Source organism: Saccharothrix isguenensis (assembly GCF_052936305.1).
Map to the genome: position 1 here is coordinate 5709199 of NZ_CP193626.1, position 21643 is coordinate 5730841.

Consider the following 21643-nt stretch of genomic DNA (forward strand, 5'->3'; position numbering starts at 1 on the left):
CCATGCCGATCATGGAGCCGTACCGCATCAAGGTCGTGGAGCCCATCCCGATCACCACGCGCGCGCACCGCGAGCGCGCGTTGGCCGCCGCCGGGTACAACCCGTTCAACCTCGCCGCCACCGACGTGACGATCGACCTGCTCAGCGACTCGGGCACCGGCGCCCTGTCCGCCGAGCAGCAGGCGGCGGGCATGCGGGGTGACGAGACCTACGCGGGTGCGCGCTCCTACCACCGGTTCCACGACGTGGTGACGGAACTGACCGGGTACCCGTACGCGTTCCCCGTCCACCAGGGGCGCGCAGCCGAGCGGATCCTGTTCACCGCGCTGATCAAGCCCGGTCAGGTCAGCGTCGGCAACACGCACTTCGACACCACCCGCGCGAACGTCGAGATCGTCGGCGGCGAGGCGATCGACCTGCCGTGCCCGGCCGCCGACGACCTCGACAGCGACGCGCCGTTCAAGGGCGACATCGACCTGGACGCGTTGGAGGCGCTCCTGTCGAGCCGGCGGGACGTCGCCGTCGTGATGATCACCATCACCAACAACGGCTTCGGCGGGCAGCCGGTGTCGATGGGCAACATCAAGGCCGCCGGTGAGATCGCCCGCCGCCACGGCGTGCCGTTCTTCCTCGACGCGGCCCGCTTCGCGGAGAACGCGTGGCTGGTCACCCAGCGGGAACCGGGCTACGAGAACCACACCCCGCGCCAGGTCGCGGAGGAGGCGTTCCGGCTGACCGACGGGTGCGTGGCGAGCCTGAAGAAGGACGCGATCGTCCACATCGGAGGGTTGCTCGCGCTGCGCGACCCGGAGCTGGCGGCCAAGTGCGAGTCGCTGCTGATCGCGACGGAGGGGTTCCGGACGTACGGCGGTCTGTCCGGCCGCGACCTGGAGATGCTGGCGCAGGGGCTGCGGGAGGTGACCGACCCGGAGTACCTGCGGGCGCGGGCCGACGCGACGTCGTACGTGGCTTCGCTCGCCGCGGCGGCGGGCGTCGACAGCGTGCGGCCGACCGGGGTGCACGCCGTGTACCTCAACGCCGGGCGGCTGCTGCCGCACCTGCCGCCGAGCCGGTTCCCGGGGTTCGCCCTGGCCAGCGAGCTGTACCTGGCGGGCGGCATCCGGTGTGCGGAGCTGGGCTCGCTGTACCTCGGCGAGCTGGACGACGAGGGTGAGCTGCTGAAGCCCGCGCCGTACGAGCTGGTCCGCCTCGCCATCCCGCGGCGGGTCTACACGCAGAGCCACCTGGAGTACGTCGGCGAGACGCTGGCGGAGATCGCGAAGGCACCCGAGCGGGTGCCCGGTTACCGGTTGACGCACGTGCCGAAGCTGTTGCGGCACTTCAACTGCAAGCTCGCGCCGGTGGAGTAGGTCTCCGGTCGGCTCGTGGTTCTCTTCGGGGGCCACGAGCCGGTGCCCGCCGCTGGTGAGCACGGTGCCCGGACGGTCGAGCGCCTGCGGACGGGAGTGGCCGGTTGTGCACAGGCAGGGCTCTCGGTGCCCGGATTGCCGGTCCCTGCCGGCAGGATCAAGACAGGGGTCCCCTGCGGGGGACCCCTGCGGAGCAAGGTCATGCCAGGCGGGTGGCGCGGTTCCCTAAGCCATGGCGTCGAGCCGGTCCATGGTGTGCTGGATCAGGCTCACCAGCACCGTCTTCGCCGACTCGCGGTCCCGCGCGTCGCACAGCACGAGCGGGATGGCGGCGTCGACGTCCAGTGCCCGCCGCACCTCTTCCGCCTCGTACTTGTGCCCGCCCTCGAAGCAGTTCACCGCGATGATGAACGGGATGCCGCGCCGCTCGAAGAAGTCGATCGACGGGAAGCTGCTGTCCAGCCTCCGCGTGTCGACCAGGATCACCGCGCCGATCGCGCCGTACGCCAGCTCGTCCCACATGAACCAGAAGCGGTTCTGGCCGGGGGTGCCGAACAGGTACAGCACCACCTCCGGGTTGATCGTGATCCGGCCGAAGTCCAGGGCCACCGTGGTGGTCTCCTTGGCCTCCAGGCCGACCACGTCGTCGACCCCGACACCGGCCTCGGTGAGCAGCTCCTCGGTGTGCAGCGGCGGTATCTCGCTGACCGATTTGACCATCGTCGTCTTCCCGGTGCCGAAACCACCGGCGATGACGATCTTCACTGGGGTGGGGACCAGCAGTTCCCCACCCGGCCGCTCAGATCCCACGGACACCATCCAGCACCGCCTGCAGCAAATTCCGGTCCGGCACCTGCGGAACTCGGGAAGGGTCTCTGATCACGACGTCACCACGTTGGATCAGGTCGCTCAACAACACCTTGACGACCACCAGCGGCACGTCGAGGTACGCGGCGACCTCGGCCACCGACAACGGCCGCCGGCACAGCTCCATGATCTCCATGTGCTCGACCGCCAGCGCGTCGGGGTCCGACGGCGACGGCATCGCGCGCACCTGCGTCACCAGGTGCAGCTCCGGCCGCAGCGGACGTGTCCGGCCGCGCACCATCGCGTACGGGCGGACCAGCGGGCCCGCCGCCTCGTCGTACCACCAGTCCTTGCCGGCCATCAGGAGGACCTTCGGGCGGCGGGCAGGCTCGCGGCGGCGGTGCCGCGCGGCGCCGAGGACAGGTAGGTGCCGACGCGCTTGACGAGCATGTTCATCTCGTAGGCGATCATGCCCATGTCGGAGTCCTCCTCGCCGAGGACCGCCAGGCACGCACCGTGCCCGGCCGCGGTGACGAAGAGGTAGGCGTGCTCCATCTCGACGATGGTCTGCCGCACCGCGCCGCCGCCGAAGTGCCGCCCCGTGCCGCGGGCCAGGCTCTGGAAGGCCGACGCCATCGCGGACAGGTGGTCCGAGTCGTCCTTGGACAGCCCCGGCGAGCGGCCCAGCAGCAGACCATCCGCCGAGAGCACCACCGCGTGCCGAGCTCCGACCACCCGGGAGACCAAGTCCTCCAACAACCAGTTCAGTTCGTTGTGCTGGCTGGTCATGTCGTTCATCGGGTTGCCTTTCCGGTTTCCAGTCGTCCGGCCACTGCTGCTGGTCAGGGTTCGAGGTCGTCGGGTGTCCGACGGGCGTCGCGCGTGCCCCGTTGGAACGCCGACAAGCCCTTGCGGACCTTCTCGGCGGACTGCTCCGGGTCGACCTCGGCGAGCGGTTCGGGCGAAGGGTGGAAATCGTTGCGCACCAACTGCGGCGCCAGGTTCTGCTGCCTGCGCCGCCTGGGCAGTTCGGGTCGGTCGGCACCGCCGTTGGCCGACTCCGGATCCGCCGGGGGCCACTCGGTGGTGGCCCGCTTCCGCTGCGGCAGTTCCAGCTCGCCGCTGCGCTGCGACAGGTCCAGCCCGCCGCTCAGTCGTTCGACCTCGGGAAGGGGATCCGCGGTGACCGCGGCCTCGGCCTGGGCCCAGAACCCTTCCAGGTCTCGGGAACTGTCGGGAAACCTGGCGTCTCGCACTGAGTCGTCGCCCTGCTCGGGGATGTCGTGGAAACTGCGGCGCGGCAGCTGCCGGGTCTCGGCCGCCTCGGTCGCCGTGGTGGGGCCCGCGACGATCGCGGACGGGATCAGCACGAGCGCCAGCGTGCCACCGTACGGCGACTCGCGCAGCTCGACGTGGATGCCGCGACGGGCCGCCAGCCGGGCCACCACGAACAGGCCGAGCCGGGACTCGCCGCGCAGGCGCATCGCGTCGAACTCCGGCGGGTCGGCCAGCATCGCGTTGTGCTGCTCGCGGTCTTCCGGGTTGATGCCGAGGCCGTGGTCCTCGATCTCCACGACGATGCCCTGCGGCACCTCGCTGGCGTGCACCTGCACCTGCGAACGCGGTGAGGAGAACGCGGTCGCGTTGTCCACCAGCTCGGCGATCAGGTGGATGGTGTCGGCGACGGCCGCGCCCACCAGCGCCGTGTCCGGCACCGGGTTCACCTTGACCCGGACGTACTGCTCGGTCTCGGCGACGCCGGCGCGCAGCACGTCCAGCAGCCGCACCGGCTTGCGCCACTGCCTGCCCGGCTGCTCGCCCGCGAGGATGATCAGGTTTTCCGCGTTGCGGCGGGCGCGGGTGGCGAGGTGGTCGAGCTGGAACAGCGCGTCGAGCTGCTCGGGGTTCTCCTCCTCCCGCTCCAGCTTGTCCAGGATCTTCAGCTGGCGGTGCACGAGGCCCTGGTTGCGGTGCGCGATGTCGAGGAAGACCCGGTTCACGCCTTCACGGGCCTGGCTCTCCTTCACGGCCGCGGCGACGGCGGTGTACTGGGCGGCGTTGAACGCGTCGGCCACCTGGCCGATCTCGTCGCTGCCGTAGTCCAGCGGCGGCACCTCGACCTCGACGTCCACGTGCTTGCCCTCGCGGAGCCGTTCGACGATGTCGGGCAGCCGTTCGTGGGCCAGTTGCAGCGAGTCCTTCTTCAACGCCGTGAGGCGGGTGATCAGCGCGCGGTTGACCAGGCGGTTCGACGTGCGGATCGCGATCAGGATGCCGATGACCACGGCGAGCAGCGCGACCAGGCTGCCGATCAGCACCGTGCGGAACTTGCTCTCACCGCGCTCCATGGTGAGGTTCACGGCGCTGGCGGCCTGCTCGTTGACCAGCGCGGTCAGCTCGGTCGAGATCGGGCCGCTGATGCTCTGCCACTCCTGGAGCGACCCGGCGACCGACGGCTTCTCGCTGTTCTGGATCAGCTTGTTCTCGAACTCGACCAGCCGCTTCCAGTCGTCGCCCTCGATCATGAACCGGTAGTGCTCGCGGACTTCCGGCTGGGCGTAGGGGGCGATCGACTCGTACGAGGAGTGGTAGGCGCCGACGAGGCCGGCGAATTCGAGGTGCTCCTCCGGCGTGAACTGGCCCGCCGCGAGCGCGCCCGAGGCGAGCGAGGTGGCGCGGGACATCCAGTCGGCGGCCCTGAAGTACTCCGGGGCGATGATCGCGCCCTTCACCGACTCGTGGTCGGGCACCACCCGGGCCTGCACGCTGAACAGCGCGTGACCTGCGTCGAGGAGGTTGTTGTAGTACGAGTAGATCTCCGTCTTCGACGCGCGCCTCGCTTCGAGGGCGGCACGGCGCTGGGGCAGCTGGTCCAGCAGCACGTTGAGCGCGTTGATCCGGTCGACGATCTCCTGCGGCGCCTGGGTGGCCAACTCGTCGAACGCCGTGCGCATCCCGGTCACCGCGCGGTCGGTCTCGCCCTGCTGGACTTCCAGGTCGCTGGTGCCGCGGTCCGGCTGGCTGAGCGCCGTCATGCTCAGCTCGCGCTCCTTCTGGAGCGCGGCGAACGTCTGGACGGCCGGGATCGAGGCGTCCTTCACACCGGAGGCGACGGCGCGCAGGTAGAAGCCGTCGAACACGGTGTAGGACGAGAACAGCGCCCACATGATGAGCAAGACGATGCTGGGGACGACGACGACACCGGTAAGCCGTGAACGGATCGTCTTGTAGTTCGTCTCCGTGGTGCTCTTCTGCTTCACAGCGCTCCGCAGCCTCGTCACGTTGGCAGGTCAGGCGTAGCGACTATGGCCACTGCCTCTTCTTCACCCGATCGGCTACGGAACGGTAACACTCAGAAGATCATCATTACGAAGAGACAGCGATCACTCGCGCGACGCGACGGTCAGGCTACCCAGTGGAGTGACGTCGCGAACAGGGGGCCGATGTGAACTTCTTCGCACCGGCCCCCTGACTTTCACCATCTGGGAACGGAAACCGCGTTGTAGGTCGTGGTCGGCGTGGGCGGCGTGGTGAAACGCGCGTTCGGCAGGTACAGCCGGTGACCGAAGGAAGCGACGGTCGTCGGCACGTCGAAACGCGGATCGGTGATCTTGGTCACGAGCTTTCCCGTGGTCCCGTCCTCGGCCAGCGTGAACACCGCGATCGTGTTAAGGCGGTTCTGCACCACATAAAGGGTGCGACCCTCCACCAAAAGCCCGTCACCGTTGGTGAGCACCTCGCCTTGGAGGTCGACGACGGTCGTGCGACCCGATTCCTCGTCCACCCGATGCAGTTGACCGGTGTTGCTCTGGACGATCAACAGCGCTTCGCCGTCCGGGGTCTCCGCGATGCCGTTGGCGTTGTTGACGCCGGGAGTGAGGACGAAGTCGCCCGTCACCGGAATGGCGGTGTGGGAGGCGGGCAACGAGCCGTGCCGGCCGAACGCGACCCGGTACAGCACCGCCTTGCGCGAGTCGGTGAAGTAGGCGGCGTCGCGAGTGATCACGACATCGTTGACGAAAGTGTCGCCATCGCTCGCGAATTCATAAGACTCAAGCACCTCTCCCGACCGCGCGTCGACAACCCGCCCGTCACCGCCCGCGCCACCGGCCACGAACAACCTCTGCCGCCGGTCGACCTTCAACCCGACCGACGCCGTCCCCGGCCCCTGGCTGAACACCTCGCCGCGCCCGGTGCGCAGGTCGACCCGGAACAGGTCGCCGTCGGCGCGCGAGCCGAAGTAGGCGGTGGGGGCGGAGCCGATCGCGATGCCCTCCGGCAGGAACCCGTCGGGCAACCTGAACTCGGAGGGGAACGGGTGTGCTTGCGCTGCGGTGGCGGGCGCGGCGGTGATGAGGGAGACCCCCAGCACCACGGCTGCCAGCGCACCGAGTGTGCGAGACATGACCACTCCTTCTTCGCTTGTGAGGCGATCCAGAGTCTGGCGCAGCTCGCGTGGCGGGGCGAACGCTCGACGAGCCTCTACAGCGAACCGACAGGGTGGGGTAGGGGGGCCGGATGACCGGTGATCGGTGGACGAATGGGCCGATCGGCTTGGGCACGGCGAGCCGGGTGGCGAGGTCCGGTTGCAAGTCGGTGCTGGTGGTGGTGCCGCACGTGGTCGCGGGGACCAGGCTCGTGGACCTGTCGCCGCTGCTCGAAGCGGACCACCGGGTGCGGGTGCCGTTCACCGCCGCGGGCTCCGCGCACGGGACGGCCGGGTGGTGGCCGCCGCTATCGCGCTGTCACACCGGGACGAGTTCGACGTGCTGCGGCGTCGTGCCCCGAGGCCGAACCCGCCGCCGTGGTGGCCGGGACATCTGCCTGGACCGGATGGCGGCGGTGCTGCACCCGAGCATCCGGAGCGTCCACGGCGCACGGCAGGTGCAGGCGGTGCCACCGGTGCCGGTGCGGGTATGAGGCATGCCATCTGTGGCGGATGGCGCGGAGGCCCGGAAGTCAGGGGTCGGTTTCGATAACGAACAGGTAACGGTGAGGTCGCGGACCGGGGACGGTACGTATGCCACTGTGTCCACCGCCCACCGGCGGTCGGGGTTCTACGCAGGACATGCGCGTACCTACGACGAGGTGACTCATCCATGACGCGAAACCAGGGGCGGCACCGCTTCTCCCGGCGCACGAAGCTGACTGCCGGCGTGACCGGGTTGGCGCTCACGATCGGCCTGGCCGTCGCGATCAGCACCACCGGCGATCAGGGCACCGCCCAGGCGGACGGGGCCGACGTCTCCCTGTTCACCGACATCACGAAGCAGCAGCGCAACGTGAAAGCGCCCCGGCCGCAACGGGGCGCGAGCACCGGCACGTTCACGGTCGACTGCGGCCGCAACGAGAACGGCCACTTCAACCCGGACAACTTCATCGCGCAACCCGGTGTCCGCAACGGCGCCGAGCACCTGCACGACTACGTGGGCAACGTGTCGACCGACGCGGACTCCACCGACGAGAGCCTGCTCGAAGCCGACACCACCTGCGAGAACGGCGACAAGTCCGCCTACTTCTGGCCGGTCGTCCGGATCGACCGGGAGAACGAGGACGAGGAGCCGGGCGAACCGGCCGACGCCGAGGTCGAGTGCCCCGACGTGCAGCGGAAGCTGCGCGACGTGCCCCGCCGGGCCAAGGCGGAGGTGGACCGCAACCTCCAGGCGCTCAAGGACCAGGTCACCGAGGCGAACCAGAAGCTGAAGGCCGCCGCGGACGTCGACGACGCCAACTTCGTCAACAACACCGTCCTCAGGCCGTTGCGGGACAAGAGGACCGCGACGATCGACCGGATCGTCGAGGCCGTCGACCGGGTCGCGCAACGCCCGCGCGGGCTGAAGAGGCTCGCGCCGTGCACCGTGAAGGACGGCGACGCCAACGACGTCAAGGTCGCCGAGGCGGCCCGGGAAGCCGAGGCGGACGCGCCGGAGAAGGGTGACGGCCAAAGCGGGAGCGACGAGAACGAGCTGCCCGGCAACGAGGGCGAGATCCAGCGCCCGGAGGTCGTGGACATCACGTTCCGGGGCAGCCCGGTCGGCAAGGTCGAGGCGATGCCCCAGTTCCTCCGGGTCCTCTACGGCGACGCGAAGGTCTCCACGAACGGCCCGAAGAACGCGCGGAAGTCGTGGACCTGCACCGGTTTCGAGGACAGAGTTCTGATGGACAAGTACCCGATCTGCCCCGAGGGCAGCAAGGTCAAGCGCATCCACGACTTCGCCAGCTGCTGGGACGGCCGGAACACCGACAGCGCCAACCACCGCGACCACATCGTCTACCCGAACGGGATCGGCGAGTGCCCCGGGGGTTTCAAGGCCGTGCCGCAGCTGCGGATCAGCCTGACGTACGACATCCCGAGGGACGTGCAGCTGGCCGGGCAGTACGCGGTGGACGCCTTCCCGCAGGAGGAGCACAACCCGTTCTCCGACCACGACGACTTCGCGAACGTCATGTCCGAGGAGATCATGGGCCGGCTGGTCGATTGCGTGAACTCCGGCCGCCGGTGCAGGGAGTGACGGTGCCCCGGACCGACTTCCAGTCCGGTGTGGACGGACTGCCCGCCACCGGGTAGCACCCCCCGGCACACCGGGCTCGACTTCCCCACCACAGCGAGATCCCGGTCGCGACATCGCCGTCGCGATCGAGGGGCTCGGCGCGTGAGATGAGGAAGGGCCATCCCCGACCCGCGCGGCGGCCGGTCGGGGATGGCGCGTCTCCAGGTCAACCGGCCTGGAGTGCCAGGTACAGGTCCACCCGTTCGGCGAAGTTCGAGAGGTCGACGCCGAGCAGGTCCTCGACCCGCTTCACCCGGTACCGCAGGGTGTTCACGTGGACGTGGAGGCGGGCGGCGGCGGTGGTCCACGAGCCGGAGCAGTCGAGGAACACCCGCAGCGTGCCGACGAGGTCGGAGCCGTGCTCGGCGTCGTAGTCCAGCACCGGGCCCAGCAGTCGGCGGCGCAGCGAACGGCGCAGTTCCTCGGGCACACCGGCCAGCAGCAGTTGGTGCAGGGCGATCTCCTCCCCCGCCACCACGCACGTCCGCCCGGCACGCCGCTCCCCCAGCCGCCGCGCGTGCGACGCCTCGTCCGCCGCACCGCGCAGCCCCGCGTGCCCGACCGGCGACGAGATGCCGACCAGCACCCTGGTCGACCGCAACCCCGGCTCCAACGTCCGCAACGCCGACCGGACGCCCTCGGTCCACGACCCGGACGGCACGAGCGCGTAGACCTCCGCGCCGACAGCGGCCACCAGGAACGTCGGCGTGACGGCGGCCAGCACCTCCTCCACCAGCGCCACGGCCTGCTCGGGCCGGCCGGCCGACACCGAAGCCGCCAGCACCCGCAGCGGCACGTCCGGGTCCCACCCGACGGCCGCCACCCTGGCCCGGGCGTCGCCACCGGCGAACACCTCGCGCAGCAGCGGCCCGGCCGCCCGGTTCTCGATCTCCCGACCCTGCACGACCCGCGCCCGCTCCACGCCGACCAGGCTGGCCAGCTCGGCGGCGACGTCGTCCCGCGCCCGGTCGCCGGCGACCACCAGGACCCACCCGGTCAGCCGGGAACCGCCGCGCGTGGACACCGGCAGCAACGTCGTGCCGCGCACCACCTTGGGCAGCCGGTCGGCCAGCAGGAACTCCCGGACCAGCTCGGCGGCCTCGGGCAGCTCGGGCCCCGCGACGACGTGACCCGTGCACGCCAGCACCCAGCACGGCGCGTCCAGCTCCGCCGCACCCGCCGCCAGGAGCTCCGACAGCCCACCGCCGTCCGCGACCACGGTCAGCAGCCGCCGGTGCCGGCCGAGCTGCACGCCCGCGTCGCCGACCCGTTCCGCGGCCAGCTCCAGCACCACGCGTTCGGTGATGGCCGCGAACGACAGGTCGACCGGCACCTCCAGCAGCGGCACGCCGTGCCGCTCGCACGCCTCGACCAGGGCTTCGGGCAAGTCGCCGACATCGGGTGGGCTGGCCGCCAGCGCGGCCACGCCGGATGCCGCCAAGGACGAGACGAACTGCTCGCAATCGGCCGCCGTGCGATGCCACAACAGCCCCGAGAGGACCAGCTCGCCCCCGGACAGGTAGCGGGCCGGATCGGGCAGTTCGGTGCCGTAGAGCCTGGTCACGGGCCGGTCCAGCCACTCGTCGCCGCCGACCAGCCGCAACCGGAGTTCCGGCATCCCGAGCAGGCTCCGAACCAGCAACACGCCCGCCTCCCCGACGTCGCACCGGCCGTTCACCGTCGTCCGATCGTGTTTGTAGGAAAGCACAACTCCACTGCCTGTAGGAGCCTGGGGTTCATGCGGCGCCGCCGTAGCCGATCACCCCTCCGGGTCTGTGTACTGGCTCACACACCGCGCACGTCCAGCCACACCGAGGTAGCCGATGGATTTCCTCCGCCCCGACACCCTCGCCGAGGCGCTGGCCCACAAGGCCGAGCGCCCCGACGCCGTGCCCATCGCCGGCGGCACGGACGTGATGGTGGAGCTGAACTTCGACCACCGCCGTCCCGCCGCGCTGCTCGACCTGACCCGGATCGCCGAGCTGCGGACCTGGGACGAGGACGGCGGCGCGGTCCGCATCGGGGCGGGCGTCCCGTACACGCGGGTCATCGAGGAGCTGGGCGGGCGGTTGCCGGGGTTGGCGATGGCGTCCCGCACGGTCGGCTCACCGCAGATCCGCAACCGGGGCACGATCGGCGGCAACCTCGGCGCCGCCTCCCCCGCCGGTGACACGCACCCGGTGCTGCTCGCCGCGGGCGCGACGGTCGAGGCCGCCTCCGCCAGGGGCACCCGGCTCATCCCGGCCACCGACTTCTACCTGGGCGTGAAGCGCCACGCGCTGGAGCCGGACGAGCTGATCACGGCGGTCCACGTGCCGGTCACGCGGGCGCCCCAGCAGTTCTCCAAGGTGGGCACGCGCAACGCCATGGTGATCGCGGTGTGCTCGTTCGCCGTCGCCCTGCACCCGACGCAGAACCGGGTCGGCGCGGCGGTCGGCAGTGCCGCGCCCACGCCCCGCCGGGCGTCGGCGGCGGAGGAGTTCCTGTCGGCCGAACTGACGTCCACGAACCAGTGGGAGTCGCCGGAACCGCTGCTGGACTCGGTGAAGCAGCGGTTCGGCGACCTGGTCGCGGAGGCCGCGAGCCCGATCGACGACGTGCGCGGGTCGGCCGCGTACCGCAAGTACGCACTCTCCGTGCTTGCCCGCCGCACGCTCGGCTGGGCTTGGCGGGACTACACCGGGAAGGTGGCCTGAGCATGCGCGTGACCGTGACGGTGAACGGCGAGCAGCGGCAGGCCGACGACGTGTGGGAGGGCGAGAGCCTGCTGTTCCTGCTGCGCGAGCGGCTGGGCCTGCCCGGCTCCAAGAACGCCTGTGAGCAGGGCGAGTGCGGTTCCTGCACGGTCTACCTGGACGACGTGCCGGTGTGCGCCTGCCTGGTGGCCGCGGGCCAGGCGCAGGACCGCGAGGTGCGGACGGTGGAAGGGCTGGCCCAGGGCGATCGGCTCGACCCCGTCCAGGAGGCGTTCGTGGACGCGGGCGCGGTGCAGTGCGGGTTCTGCACGCCCGGTCTCGTGGTCGCCGCGCACGACCTGCTCGACCGGGTGCCGAAGCCCAGCGACCCTGAGATCCGCGAGGCGCTGGCCGGGAACCTGTGCCGCTGCACGGGGTACGAGAAGATCCTGGACGCCGTGCGCCTGGCCGCGAGCCGCAAAGCCGCGACCCGCGAGGGGGCCGGCGCATGACGCCCACGATCCTCGACGGCGTCGCGGTGGCCACGGTGGACGCCGCGGGCACCGAGCACGCGTTCGGCCACGTCGTGATCGAGCACGGCGTGATCACGGCGGTCGGCCCCGGCCAGGCGCCCAGGCCCACCGGCCCGCACACCTGGATCGACGGCAGCGGCTGCCTGGTCACGCCCGGCCTGGTCAACACCCACCACCACCTCTACCAGTGGGCCACCCGGGGCATCGCCCAGGACGCCACCCTGTTCGAGTGGCTGACCACGCTGTACCCGGTGTGGGGCGGGCTGGACGCCGGGATCACGCACGCGGCGGCGTCGGCCGGGCTGGCGCGGCTCGCGACCACCGGCTGCACGACCGCCGCCGACCACCACTACGTCCACCCGCGCGAGGGCGGCGACCAGTTCGAGGCGCTGGTCGGCGCCGGGAAGCGGATCGGCATCCGCCTGCACGCCATCCGCGGCTCGATGGACCGCGGCCGGTCGCACGGCGGTCTGCCGCCGGACAACCTGGTCGAGGACACCGAAGGCGCGCTCATCGCCACCGAACGGGCCGTCAACGACCACCACGACCCGCGTCCGGACGCGCTGATCCGGGTCGCCGTCGGACCGTGCTCGCCGTTCACCGTGAGCCCCGAGCTGATGACCGGAGCGGCGGAACTGGCCCGCGCCAAGGGGGTCCGGCTGCACACCCACCTCGCCGAGACGGTCGACGAGGAGGAGCAGTGCCTGGCCGAGTTCGGCTGCACGCCCACCGAGTACGCCGAACGCCTGGGCTGGCTCGGTGGCGACGTGTGGCTCGCGCACACCGTGCACCTGTCACCCGAAGCGGTGAAGCGGCTGGGCGCGACCGGCACCGGCAGCGCGCACTGCCCCACGTCGAACGGTCGGCTCGGCACCGGCATCGCCCCGGTCCGCGACCTGCTCGACGCGGGCGCGCCGGTCGGCCTGGGCGTGGACGGCGCGGCGTCCAACGAGTCCGGCGGGATGGTCGAGGAGCTGCACCAGGCCCTGCTGCAAGCCCGCCAGCGCGGCGGCCCCAAGGCGTTGAACGCCCGGGAAGCGCTGTGGCTGGGCACGATGGGCGGCGCGCGGTGCCTGGGGCGCGATCGGGAGATCGGCTCGATCGAACCGGGCAAGCTCGCCGACCTGGCCGTGTGGCGGCTGGACGGCCTGGACCACGCGGGCATCGACGACCCGGTGGCCGCCCTGGTCCTCGGACCGCAACCCCGGCTGAAACTGCTGCTGGTGGGCGGCCGGACCGTGGTGGACGACGGCGAGTTGCGCACCGCCTCCGGCACCGACCTCGCGCGCGACCTGCGTGCCGCCGCCGAGCGACTGAAGGGGACGCGATGAGCCTCACCCCCGCCGACCTGACCTCCGCCGTGGCCGGTGGCATCGGCGCCAGCGCGCAGCGGCCGGACGGGAACCTGAAGGTGCGCGGCGAGTTCGCCTTCGCCTCGGACCTCTGGCACGAGGACATGATCTGGGGCGCGACCCTGCGCAGCCCGCACCCGTACGCGCGGATCGTCTCGGTCGACATCACCGAGGCGCTCAAGGTGCCCGGTGTGTACGCCGTGCTCACGCACGAGGACGTGCCGGGGCAGAACCGGTACGGCCTGGAGCACGAGGACCAGCCGGTGCTCGCCGAGGACGTCGTGCGCTACCAGGGCGAACCGGTCGCGTTGGTCGGCGCGGACCACCCGGAGACCGCGCTGCGCGCCATGAAGCGCATCAAGGTCGAGTACGACGTGCTCACGCCCGTGGTGGACATGGAGACGGCGGCCGACGACACGCCGCTGCACCCGGCCGGCAACGTCGTGCGGCACGTGCCGATCCGGCGCGGCGACCAGCACGCGGAAGCCGAGGTCGTGGTCACCGGGCGGTACGAGGTCGGCATGCAGGACCAGGCCTTCCTCGGTCCCGAGTCGGGGCTGGCCGTGCCGGATGAAGAGGGTGGCGTCGACCTCTACATCGCCACCCAGTGGCTGCACGTCGACCAGGCGCAGGTGGCGGTGGCGCTGGGCCTGCCGCTGGAGCGGGTGCGGTTGACGCTGTCCGGTGTCGGCGGCGCTTTCGGCGGGCGTGAGGACCTGTCCATGCAGGTCCACGCGTGCCTGCTGGCGTTGCGCACCGGCAAGCCGACCAAGATGGTCTACAACCGCGAGGAGTCGTTCTACGGGCACGTGCACCGGCACCCGGCGGTGCTGTACTACGAGCACGGCGCGGACCGCACCGGCCGGCTCGTGTACGTCAAGGCGCGCATCTTCCTCGACGGCGGCGCGTACGCGTCCAGCACGTCCGCCGTGGTGGCGAACGCGGCGACGCTTGGCGTCGGCCCCTACGACGTGGCCAACGTGACCGTCGACTGTTGGGGCGTGTACTCGAACAACCCGCCGTGCGGCGCGATGCGCGGGTTCGGTGCGGTGCAGGCGGCCTTCGCCTACGAGTCGCAGATGGACAAGCTCGCCGCGGCGCTGGACCTGGACCCGGTGGACGTGCGGATCATGAACGCGATGAGCGAGGGCTCGGTCATGCCGACCGGTCAGGTGGTCGACTCGGCCGCCCCCGTCGCGCAGCTGCTGAAGCTGGTGAGGGACAAGCCGATGCCGCCGATGCCGGCCGCGGTGGACCTGCGGGACATGCCCGGCGGCGTCTCGAACACGACGCACGGCGAAGGCGTGGTGCGCGGCGTGGGCTATGCCGTGGGCATCAAGAACATCTGCTTCTCGGAGGGCTTCGACGACTACTCCACCGCGCGGGTCCGGTTGCAGGTCATCAACGGCGAGCCGGCCGCGTTGGCGCACACGGCGGCGGCCGAGGTGGGGCAGGGCCTGGTGACGGTCATGCAGCAGATCGTGCGCACGGAGCTGGGCGTGGAGCGGGTGACGATCCTGCCGATGGACACCAGCATCGGCAACGGCGGCTCCACGTCCGCGTCCCGGCAGACGTACGTGACGGGTGGCGCGGTGAAGGCCGCCTGCGCGGCCGTGCGGGAGAAGCTGGTCAAGCTCGCCGGCGGCCGGCACCCGGTGGACCTGGTCGAACTGCTGGGCGACGAGGTGATCGACGAGACCGTGGAGTGGCGGCACCGGGCCACTGAGCGGATCGACCCGGTGACGGGGCAGGGCAACGCGCACGTGCAGTACGGGTTCGCCGCGCACCGCGCCGTGGTGGACGTGGACGTGGAGCTGGGCCTGGTGAAGGTGGTCGAGCTGGGCTGCGCGCAGGACGTCGGCAAGGCGGTCAACCCGCAGGCCGTGCTGGGCCAGATCCAGGGCGGGTCGGCGCAGGGCCTCGGGCTCGCGGTGATGGAGGAGATCCAGCTCGCGGACGGCAAGGTGCGCAACCCGTCGTTCACCGACTACCTCATCCCGACCGTGCTCGACATGCCGCCGATGAGCATCGACGTGCTCGAACTGGCCGACCCGAACGCGCCGTACGGTGTGCGCGGCGTCGGCGAGCCGCCCACCATCTCGTCCACGCCGGCCATCGTCGCGGCCATCCGCGCCGCCACCGGCCTCGCCCTGACCCGCGTGCCCGTGCGGCCCGAACACATCACCGGCACCTGACCGTCCCCGCCGCTGTGGCCCATGCCCTGAGGAGCGCTCCATGACCACGTCCGTGTCACCCGACCACGCCTGGCTGCGCGAGTCGATCGACCTCGCCACCCGCAACGTCGCCGAGGGCGGCGGCCCGTTCGGCGCGGTGGTCGTCCGGGCCGGCGAGGTGATCGCGACCGGCACCAACCAGGTCACCCCGACCCTCGACCCGACCGCGCACGCCGAGGTCGTCGCCATCCGCGCGGCCTGCCAGGCCGTCGGCGACTTCAAGCTCACCGGCTGCGTGCTGGTGTCGTCCTGCGAACCGTGCCCGCTGTGCCTGTCCGCCGCGCTGTGGGCACGGGTGGACCGGGTCGTCTACGCCGCGGACCGGCACGACGCCGCCGCGGCCGGCTTCGACGACCGCGAGTTCCACGACCTCTTCGGCCGCCCCCGCGACACGTGGACCCTGCCGGTGCACCGGATCTCCACGAGCGACGACAACGCCCCGTTCACCGCCTGGCTCTCCCGCCCGGACCGGGTCGACTACTAGGCAGTGCCCGTGACTCGGGGGTGTTGTGCCTGATCGGCCCGGTCGGACCAGGGGAAGGCGCCGGAGATGACGGCGCTGGGCGGTAGTCCGTAGCGGTCTTCTCGAAGAAGGGCTGAGGTACTGCGCCTGGGCGATGTCCGCGTGGAGCTAGCATGCCGGCCGTGGCTGACATGATCGGAAGGCGCGCGGTGGTGGTGGGCGGCGGCATCGCAGGTCTCACCGCGGCTCGTGCTCTCGCCGACCGGTTCGAAGAGGTGGTCGTACTCGACCGCGACGAGTTGCCGGACGAGGTGGAACCGCGCAAGGGCGTGCCGCAGGGCCGGCACGCGCACACGCTGATGGCCGGTGGTCGCCGGGCTCTGGAGGAGCTCTTCCCTGGGCTGGACGCCGAACTGGTCGAGGCCGGAGCCGTCGACCTCGACCACGGCCTGGGCATCTCGACGGCCCGGTTCGGCCGGGTCGGATCGCATTGGACGGCCGGCGTGCGCATGATGAGCGCGAGTCGGCCGCTGGTGGAGACCTCGATCCGGCGCCGGGTGCGGGCGGTGGACTCGGTGCGGCTGCGGACCGGGGTCGCGGTGTCCGGGCTGGTCGGCGAGGACGGCCGGGTCACCGGTGTGTCCGTGGACGACGGCGAGGTGGTCGAAGCCGACCTCGTCGTCGACTGCACGGGCCGGGGAACCCGCTCCGACCACTGGCTCACCGCGCTGGGCCTGGCCGTGCCCGAGTCGGTCGAGGTCAAGGCCGGCGTCGGCTACGCCAGCAGGCTCTACCGCAGGACGGACCCGGTCGAGCCCAAGATCGCGTTCGCGGTGCCCGTCGCGCCCGCGGAGTTCCGGGCCGGGCTCATGCTGCCGATCGAGGGCGACCGCTGGCTGGTGTCGCTCAGCGGGTGGCACGACCGGTTCCCGCACGACGACGAGGAGTTCGAGGCGCACGCCGCGTCGTTGCCGCACCCGGCGATCCGGGAGGTCGTCCGCACCGGCGAGCCGCTGACCGGGATCTCCGTGATCCGGTTCCCGGCCAGTCGGCGGCGGTACTTCGAGCGCCTGCGCCGGTCGCCCGCCGGTTTCCTCACCCTCGGCGACGCCGTGTGCAGCTTCAACCCGATCTACGGCCAGGGCATGTCCTGCGCCGCGATGGCCGCCGCGGAACTGCGTCGGCTGCTCGGCGTGCACGGCGCCGTGACCCCGGAACTGTCCACCGAGTACTACCGCCGCGTCGCCGGCATCCTGGCCACCCCGTGGCAGTTCGCCACCGGCGGCGACTACTCCTACCCGCAGACCGAAGGCCACCGCCCGCGCGGCATCGGCCTGGCCAACGCCTACACCAAGCTGATCCTGCTCGCGTCCTCGGCGGACGAGGACCTGCGCCGGACGTACATCTCGGTCCAACACCTCCTCCTCGACTCGGCCGTCCTGCGGACCCCGCCCATGGTCCTCCGCGTACTCCGCCGCGCCGTCCAGGCAGCCCGGCGTTCACGCCGACAGGCCGCGGTCGCGACAACGTCTTCGAGCCGACCGCGGCGCGGCTAGGTGCCGAGCAGGCCGCGTTCGTAGGCCACGGCGACAGCGGCGGCGCGGTCCTTCACGCCCAGCTTGGCGTACGCGTGCACCAGGTGCGTCTTCACGGTCGCCTCGCTGATGAAGAGCTTCGCCGCCGCCTCGCGGTTCGTGCACCCGCGCGCGATCAGGCCGAGCACCTCCACCTCGCGGTCGCTCAACGGCTCCGCGGTGGGCGTGCGGACCTGGCCCACCAGCCGGGTCGCCACGGACGGCGACAGCACCGCCTCGCCTTCGGCGGCCGAGCGCACCGCGCGGAACAGCTCGTCGCGCGGGGTGTCCTTCAGGAGGTAGCCGGTGGCCCCGGCCTTGATCGCGGGCAGGACGTCGCTGTCCGTGTCGTACGTGGTGAGGACCAGGACGCGGGTCGGGAAGTCGCGCAGGCGCTCGATCGCCGTGACGCCGTCCACGCCGGGCATCCGCAGGTCCATCAGCACCACGTCCGGCGCCACGGCCCGCACCACGGCCACCGCCTCCGCGCCGTCCGCCGCCTCACCCACCACCTCGACGTCACCGGCGCCCGCGAGCATCCCGCGCAGCCCGTCGCGCACCACCGGGTGGTCGTCCACGATCACCACCCGGATCACGCCACGACCTCCGCCGGGATCGCGGGCACCGACGCGGACACGGCCGTCCCACCGCCCGGCTCCGACTCCACCACCAGGGCGCCCGCCAGCCTCGACACCCGCTGGCGCATCCCGATCAGCCCGAAACCGTCCGTGTGCACCGCCGGGTCGAACCCGGAACCGTCGTCGCGCACGTCCAGCGTCACCACGTCCTCCATGTACGACAGCGTCAACCCGACCCGTGAAGCGGCGGCGTGCTTGGCCACGTTGGCCAGCGCCTCCTGCGCGGCGCGCAGCAACGTCACCTCCACCTCGGGGTGCAGGGCGCGCGCCGCACCGGTCGTGTGCACGGACGCGGCCACCCCCGTCTGGTCCGTCCACCCCGTGACGACCTCGGCCAGCGCGTCCGGCAGGTTCGCGCCCACCAGCGCGGGCGGGCTGAGGGCGTGCACGGACCGACGCGCCTCGGCCAGGTTCTCCCGCGCCAGCCGCAACGCCGTCTCGACGTGCCTCGGCGGGCTCTCGTCCGCCTGGAGCTGCGTGATGATGCCGGTGAACCCCTGGGCGAGCGTGTCGTGGATCTCCCGCGCCAACCGCTGCCGCTCGTCCAGCACGCCGGCCTCCCGCGCCTGGATGAGCAACTGGGCGTGCAGCCCCGCGTTCTCCTCCATCATCGTCGCCATCTCGGCCACCATCTCCTTGCGGCGCCGGGCCTGCTCGGACGTGATGTGGCCGAACGTGGTGAACGTGCAGGCGATGACCACGATGAACACGACGATGGCCAGGTACACCACGATCGGCCCGAACTCCGCCGGCGGGAGTCCCCCGTGCAGGGACGTCGCCGCCAGCACGCCGGTGGCCGACACCCCGGCGAGCTTCCACCGGCCGGGCAGCACCTCGATGGCGAAGACGTACCCGGCGAAGGAGAAGAACCCGAACATCGGTTCGCGCAGCCCCAGCAGCGCGTACGCCACCAGGATGCCGACGAAGAACACCGCCATCAGGCCGGACCGGGAGCGCCAGCCGGGGTGCAGGGTGAACCACCACAGCATCCACAGGCCGGTCGCCACCGCGATGCCGACGTTGACGGCCGGGGTCGGCCAGGGGTCCGTCTCGACCACCAGGTACATCACGGTCGTCAGCACGAGCACGAAGTACGGGATGGCGTGGCCGGCGACGGTCAGCCGCCGCTCCCACGTCTCCAGCACGTCCATCGTGCGCACCCCTACTCCCAGCGGAAGGACTTCGCCGCGACGGTACCCGCCACCACCGTGACCAGCGCCAGGACGCCGAGGTGCACCGGGTCCGGCGCGGCGCCCAGCCACGACTCCTGGAGCGCGGCCACACCGGGCGGCATGTACTCGCCGATGACGTTGAGGAAGTCCGGCAGCAGGAAGCGGGGCAGGTACACGCCGCCGAAGAACATGACCAGCATGAACACCACGGTCGCCCACCCGCCGGCGGACCGCGCGTTCGGCGCCCAGGCCGCCACCAGCAGACCGATGGCGGACAACGACAGCATGCCGAGCAGGCACGTCACCAGGAACCCGAGCGGGTGGTGCGGCAGGTCGATGTCGAACACCAGCCGGCACGCCGCCATGAGCAGCACGATCGAGATCGCGCCCGCGATCACGTTGACGGCCACCTGCGCCACCAGCAGGCGTGCCGGGTGGACGGGGGTGGTGGAGAAGCGGCGCAGCACGCCCTTCTCGCGGTAGGTGGCGACGGTCGTGGGCAGCTTGTTCAGGCCCAGGAACGCCAGCGCGACCACCACCAGGCTGGACACGTAGGCGTCGACGAACCGCAGGTTGCCGAAGTTCGGGTCGGGGGTGCGCAACGCGGGGATCGCCCCGAGCACCAGCAGCAGGATGGTCGGGAAGAGGACGGCGAACACCACCATGCCGGGCTCGCGCAGGAAAAGCTTCCACTCGATGTCGATGATCTTCAGCATGCTGCTACTCCGTGAGCGTTCGGCCGGTGAGGCGGATGAAGGCGTCGTCCAGTCCCGCCTGCTCGACGCGCAGGTCGGCGGCGACGACCTGGTTGCGGGCGAGCACGGACGTGACGGCGTGCAGCAGGTTGCCGGTGCCGGTGACGACGAGTTGCACCCCGTGCTGCTCGACGTTCGAGACCTCGGGCAGCGCTTCGAGCAGCTTCACGTCGAGCGGCGCGGTGGGCCGGAACCGGACCCGCTGCTCACCGTCCACGCTGGACACCAAACCGGCCGGGGTGTCCACCGCGACCAGCTTGCCCCCGTCGATCAGGGCGATCCGGTCGCACAGCCGTTCCGCCTCCTCCATGAAGTGCGTGACCAGGACGACCGTGACGCCGGAGTCGCGGATCTGCTCGACCAGGCTCCACGTGTCGCGGCGGGCCTGCGGGTCGAGGCCGGTGGTCAGCTCGTCCAGCACGGCCACCTTGGGCTTGCCTATCAGCGCCAGCGCGATGGAGACGCGCTGCTTCTGGCCGCCGGAGAGCTCGCGGTACTCGGTCTTGACCCGGTCGGCCAGGCCCAGGCGGGCCAGCACGGTGCGCCAGTCGGCCGGGTCGCGGTAGAAGGAGGCGTAGAGGTCCAGCGCCTCGCCGACCCGGATGCGGTCCGGCAGCTCGCTCCGCTGCAGCTGCACGCCCACCCGCGTGCGCAGCTCCATCCGGTCACGTCGCGGGTCGAGGCCGTCGACCCGGATGCTGCCGCCGTCCGGCGTGCGCAACCCCTCGATGCACTCGACGGTCGTGGTCTTCCCCGCCCCGTTCGGGCCGAGGATCCCGAAGATCTCCCCCTCGTCGACGGCGAACGAGACACCGTCCACCGCGACTTTCCGGTCGTACCTCTTGACGAGGTCGACCACCTCGATGATCGCCATGCCACCAGCGTCGTCGCGGCGGCGCCCGTCCGGATCACTCGGCGGGTCACACCTCGCATCAACCGATCGGTTGATCCTCCCGTAGACCACCCCGAGGCCTCAGGGATCGTGGCCGGGGGCGCGTTGGGTATCGTTCGCGGCGTGGTCGTCCCGGTCCGTGTCCGCGCCCTGAGGTGGGTGTTGGTGCTGGGTCTGGCGATCGCGGTCGTGGGGATGCACCACCTGAGCGGTCACGGGGCCGGGCACACCGGGATGGACGCCGGGACGGATGTCGGTGTGACGGCCGTCGTCGAGCCCGTCGCCGTCGAGTGCTGTGCCGGCCACATCGGCATGGCCGGGCCGCTGCCGCCGGTGTCCTCGATGCCTGCGGTGTTCCCGGTACCCGAGGTGCCGGCGATGCCCTCGATGCCCGAGCCGTCCGGGCAGGACCTGCTGCACCTGTGCCTGGCCGTGCTCGTCGCCGCGCTCGGGTCGGGGCTGCTCCTCCGCGCGGTGCGCCGGAGTCCGGTGTCCGATCCGGTCGGCGCGTTCGTCACGAGGACGATCGGGCGGCGCCCAGCCCTTCCCCCGCCACGCGGCGTGCCCGCCGTGCTGGCCTCCCTCTGCGTGCTGCGGCTGTGACAGGCCGCACGTCGGCAGTCCACA

The 21643-nt window shown here is 71.4% G+C and carries 20 protein-coding genes; 10 read left to right on the plus strand and 10 right to left on the minus strand.

Annotated features, from left to right (window positions below):
* Positions 1–2 precede the first annotated feature (2 nt).
* Positions 3–1370 (plus strand): tryptophanase, encoded by a 1368-nt coding sequence (locus tag ACRAKI_RS25150; RefSeq protein ID WP_447002982.1) that lies wholly within the window; start codon positions 3–5, stop codon positions 1368–1370.
* 225 nt (positions 1371–1595) lie between these two features.
* Here the strand turns inward: ACRAKI_RS25150 and ACRAKI_RS25155 are convergent, their stop codons facing one another.
* The 5 genes from ACRAKI_RS25155 to ACRAKI_RS25175 form a co-directional block, all read right to left on the minus strand.
* Positions 1596–2189, minus strand: a complete 594-nt coding sequence (locus ACRAKI_RS25155) for a GTP-binding protein (protein WP_447002983.1) — start codon at positions 2187–2189, stop codon at positions 1596–1598.
* Positions 2170–2538, minus strand: a complete 369-nt coding sequence (locus ACRAKI_RS25160; protein WP_033440409.1) for a DUF742 domain-containing protein — start codon at positions 2536–2538, stop codon at positions 2170–2172. Before ACRAKI_RS25160 ends, ACRAKI_RS25155 begins: the two co-directional genes overlap by 20 nt.
* Positions 2538–2975 carry a roadblock/LC7 domain-containing protein gene (locus ACRAKI_RS25165; RefSeq protein WP_033440408.1) on the minus strand — a complete coding sequence of 146 codons (438 nt, stop codon included), beginning with the start codon at positions 2973–2975 and terminating at the stop codon, positions 2538–2540. Before ACRAKI_RS25165 ends, ACRAKI_RS25160 begins: the two co-directional genes overlap by 1 nt.
* 44 nt (positions 2976–3019) lie before the next feature.
* Entirely contained in the window at positions 3020–5437 is a 2418-nt protein-coding gene (locus ACRAKI_RS25170) for a nitrate- and nitrite sensing domain-containing protein (protein WP_447002984.1), read from the minus strand.
* A gap of 215 nt (positions 5438–5652) precedes the next feature.
* Positions 5653–6582, minus strand: a complete 930-nt coding sequence (locus tag ACRAKI_RS25175) for an SMP-30/gluconolactonase/LRE family protein (protein WP_447002985.1) — start codon at positions 6580–6582, stop codon at positions 5653–5655.
* 113 nt (positions 6583–6695) lie between these two features.
* Here ACRAKI_RS25175 and ACRAKI_RS25180 point away from each other — a divergent pair, with 113 nt between their 5' ends.
* Together ACRAKI_RS25180 and ACRAKI_RS25185 are read left to right on the plus strand one after the other, a co-directional pair.
* Positions 6696–7097, plus strand: a complete 402-nt coding sequence (locus ACRAKI_RS25180) for a hypothetical protein (protein ID WP_447002986.1) — start codon at positions 6696–6698, stop codon at positions 7095–7097.
* A 179-nt stretch (positions 7098–7276) separates the two neighbouring features.
* Positions 7277–8689, plus strand: a complete 1413-nt coding sequence (locus ACRAKI_RS25185) for a DUF1996 domain-containing protein (RefSeq protein ID WP_447002987.1) — start codon at positions 7277–7279, stop codon at positions 8687–8689.
* A 205-nt stretch (positions 8690–8894) separates the two neighbouring features.
* Here the strand turns inward: ACRAKI_RS25185 and ACRAKI_RS25190 are convergent, their stop codons facing one another.
* On the minus strand, positions 8895–10373 hold the full coding sequence (locus tag ACRAKI_RS25190; RefSeq protein ID WP_447002988.1) for a PucR family transcriptional regulator: 1479 nt from the start codon (positions 10371–10373) through the stop codon (positions 8895–8897).
* Between the two features lie 178 nt (positions 10374–10551).
* Here ACRAKI_RS25190 and ACRAKI_RS25195 point away from each other — a divergent pair, with 178 nt between their 5' ends.
* From ACRAKI_RS25195 to ACRAKI_RS25220, 6 genes are all read left to right on the plus strand, one after another.
* Complete coding sequence (locus ACRAKI_RS25195; RefSeq protein WP_447002989.1) at positions 10552–11424, plus strand: FAD binding domain-containing protein; 873 nt, start codon at positions 10552–10554, stop codon at positions 11422–11424.
* A gap of 2 nt (positions 11425–11426) precedes the next feature.
* Positions 11427–11915 carry a (2Fe-2S)-binding protein gene (locus ACRAKI_RS25200; RefSeq protein WP_447002990.1) on the plus strand — a complete coding sequence of 163 codons (489 nt, stop codon included), beginning with the start codon at positions 11427–11429 and terminating at the stop codon, positions 11913–11915.
* Positions 11912–13267 carry an 8-oxoguanine deaminase gene (locus ACRAKI_RS25205; protein ID WP_447002991.1) on the plus strand — a complete coding sequence of 452 codons (1356 nt, stop codon included), beginning with the start codon at positions 11912–11914 and terminating at the stop codon, positions 13265–13267. The genes ACRAKI_RS25200 and ACRAKI_RS25205 overlap by 4 nt, the downstream gene beginning before the upstream one ends.
* Entirely contained in the window at positions 13264–15483 is a 2220-nt protein-coding gene (locus tag ACRAKI_RS25210; protein ID WP_447002992.1) for a molybdopterin cofactor-binding domain-containing protein, read from the plus strand. Before ACRAKI_RS25205 ends, ACRAKI_RS25210 begins: the two co-directional genes overlap by 4 nt.
* Positions 15484–15523: 40 nt before the next feature.
* A complete protein-coding gene (locus tag ACRAKI_RS25215; protein WP_447002993.1) occupies positions 15524–16006 on the plus strand; it encodes a nucleoside deaminase in 483 nt (160 codons plus the stop codon).
* Positions 16007–16176: 170 nt separating this feature from the next.
* Complete coding sequence (locus ACRAKI_RS25220) at positions 16177–17541, plus strand: FAD-dependent oxidoreductase (protein WP_447008504.1); 1365 nt, start codon at positions 16177–16179, stop codon at positions 17539–17541.
* Here the strand turns inward: ACRAKI_RS25220 and ACRAKI_RS25225 are convergent.
* The 4 genes from ACRAKI_RS25225 to ACRAKI_RS25240 are packed head-to-tail and all read right to left on the minus strand — an operon-like array spanning position 17538 to position 20998.
* Entirely contained in the window at positions 17538–18155 is a 618-nt protein-coding gene (locus ACRAKI_RS25225) for a response regulator (RefSeq protein WP_447002994.1), read from the minus strand. The two genes, ACRAKI_RS25220 and ACRAKI_RS25225, sit on opposite strands and share 4 nt — an antisense overlap.
* On the minus strand, positions 18152–19348 hold the full coding sequence (locus ACRAKI_RS25230; protein WP_447008505.1) for a sensor histidine kinase: 1197 nt from the start codon (positions 19346–19348) through the stop codon (positions 18152–18154). The genes ACRAKI_RS25225 and ACRAKI_RS25230 overlap by 4 nt, the downstream gene beginning before the upstream one ends.
* Positions 19349–19359: 11 nt before the next feature.
* Positions 19360–20085 carry an ABC transporter permease gene (locus ACRAKI_RS25235; protein ID WP_447002995.1) on the minus strand — a complete coding sequence of 242 codons (726 nt, stop codon included), beginning with the start codon at positions 20083–20085 and terminating at the stop codon, positions 19360–19362.
* A 4-nt stretch (positions 20086–20089) separates the two neighbouring features.
* Positions 20090–20998, minus strand: coding sequence for an ABC transporter ATP-binding protein (locus ACRAKI_RS25240; RefSeq protein ID WP_447002996.1), 909 nt, complete (start codon positions 20996–20998; stop codon positions 20090–20092).
* A gap of 141 nt (positions 20999–21139) precedes the next feature.
* On the opposite strand from ACRAKI_RS25240, the gene ACRAKI_RS25245 reads away from it, so the two are divergent.
* A complete protein-coding gene (locus ACRAKI_RS25245) occupies positions 21140–21619 on the plus strand; it encodes a hypothetical protein (protein WP_447002997.1) in 480 nt (159 codons plus the stop codon).
* Positions 21620–21643 lie beyond the last annotated feature (24 nt).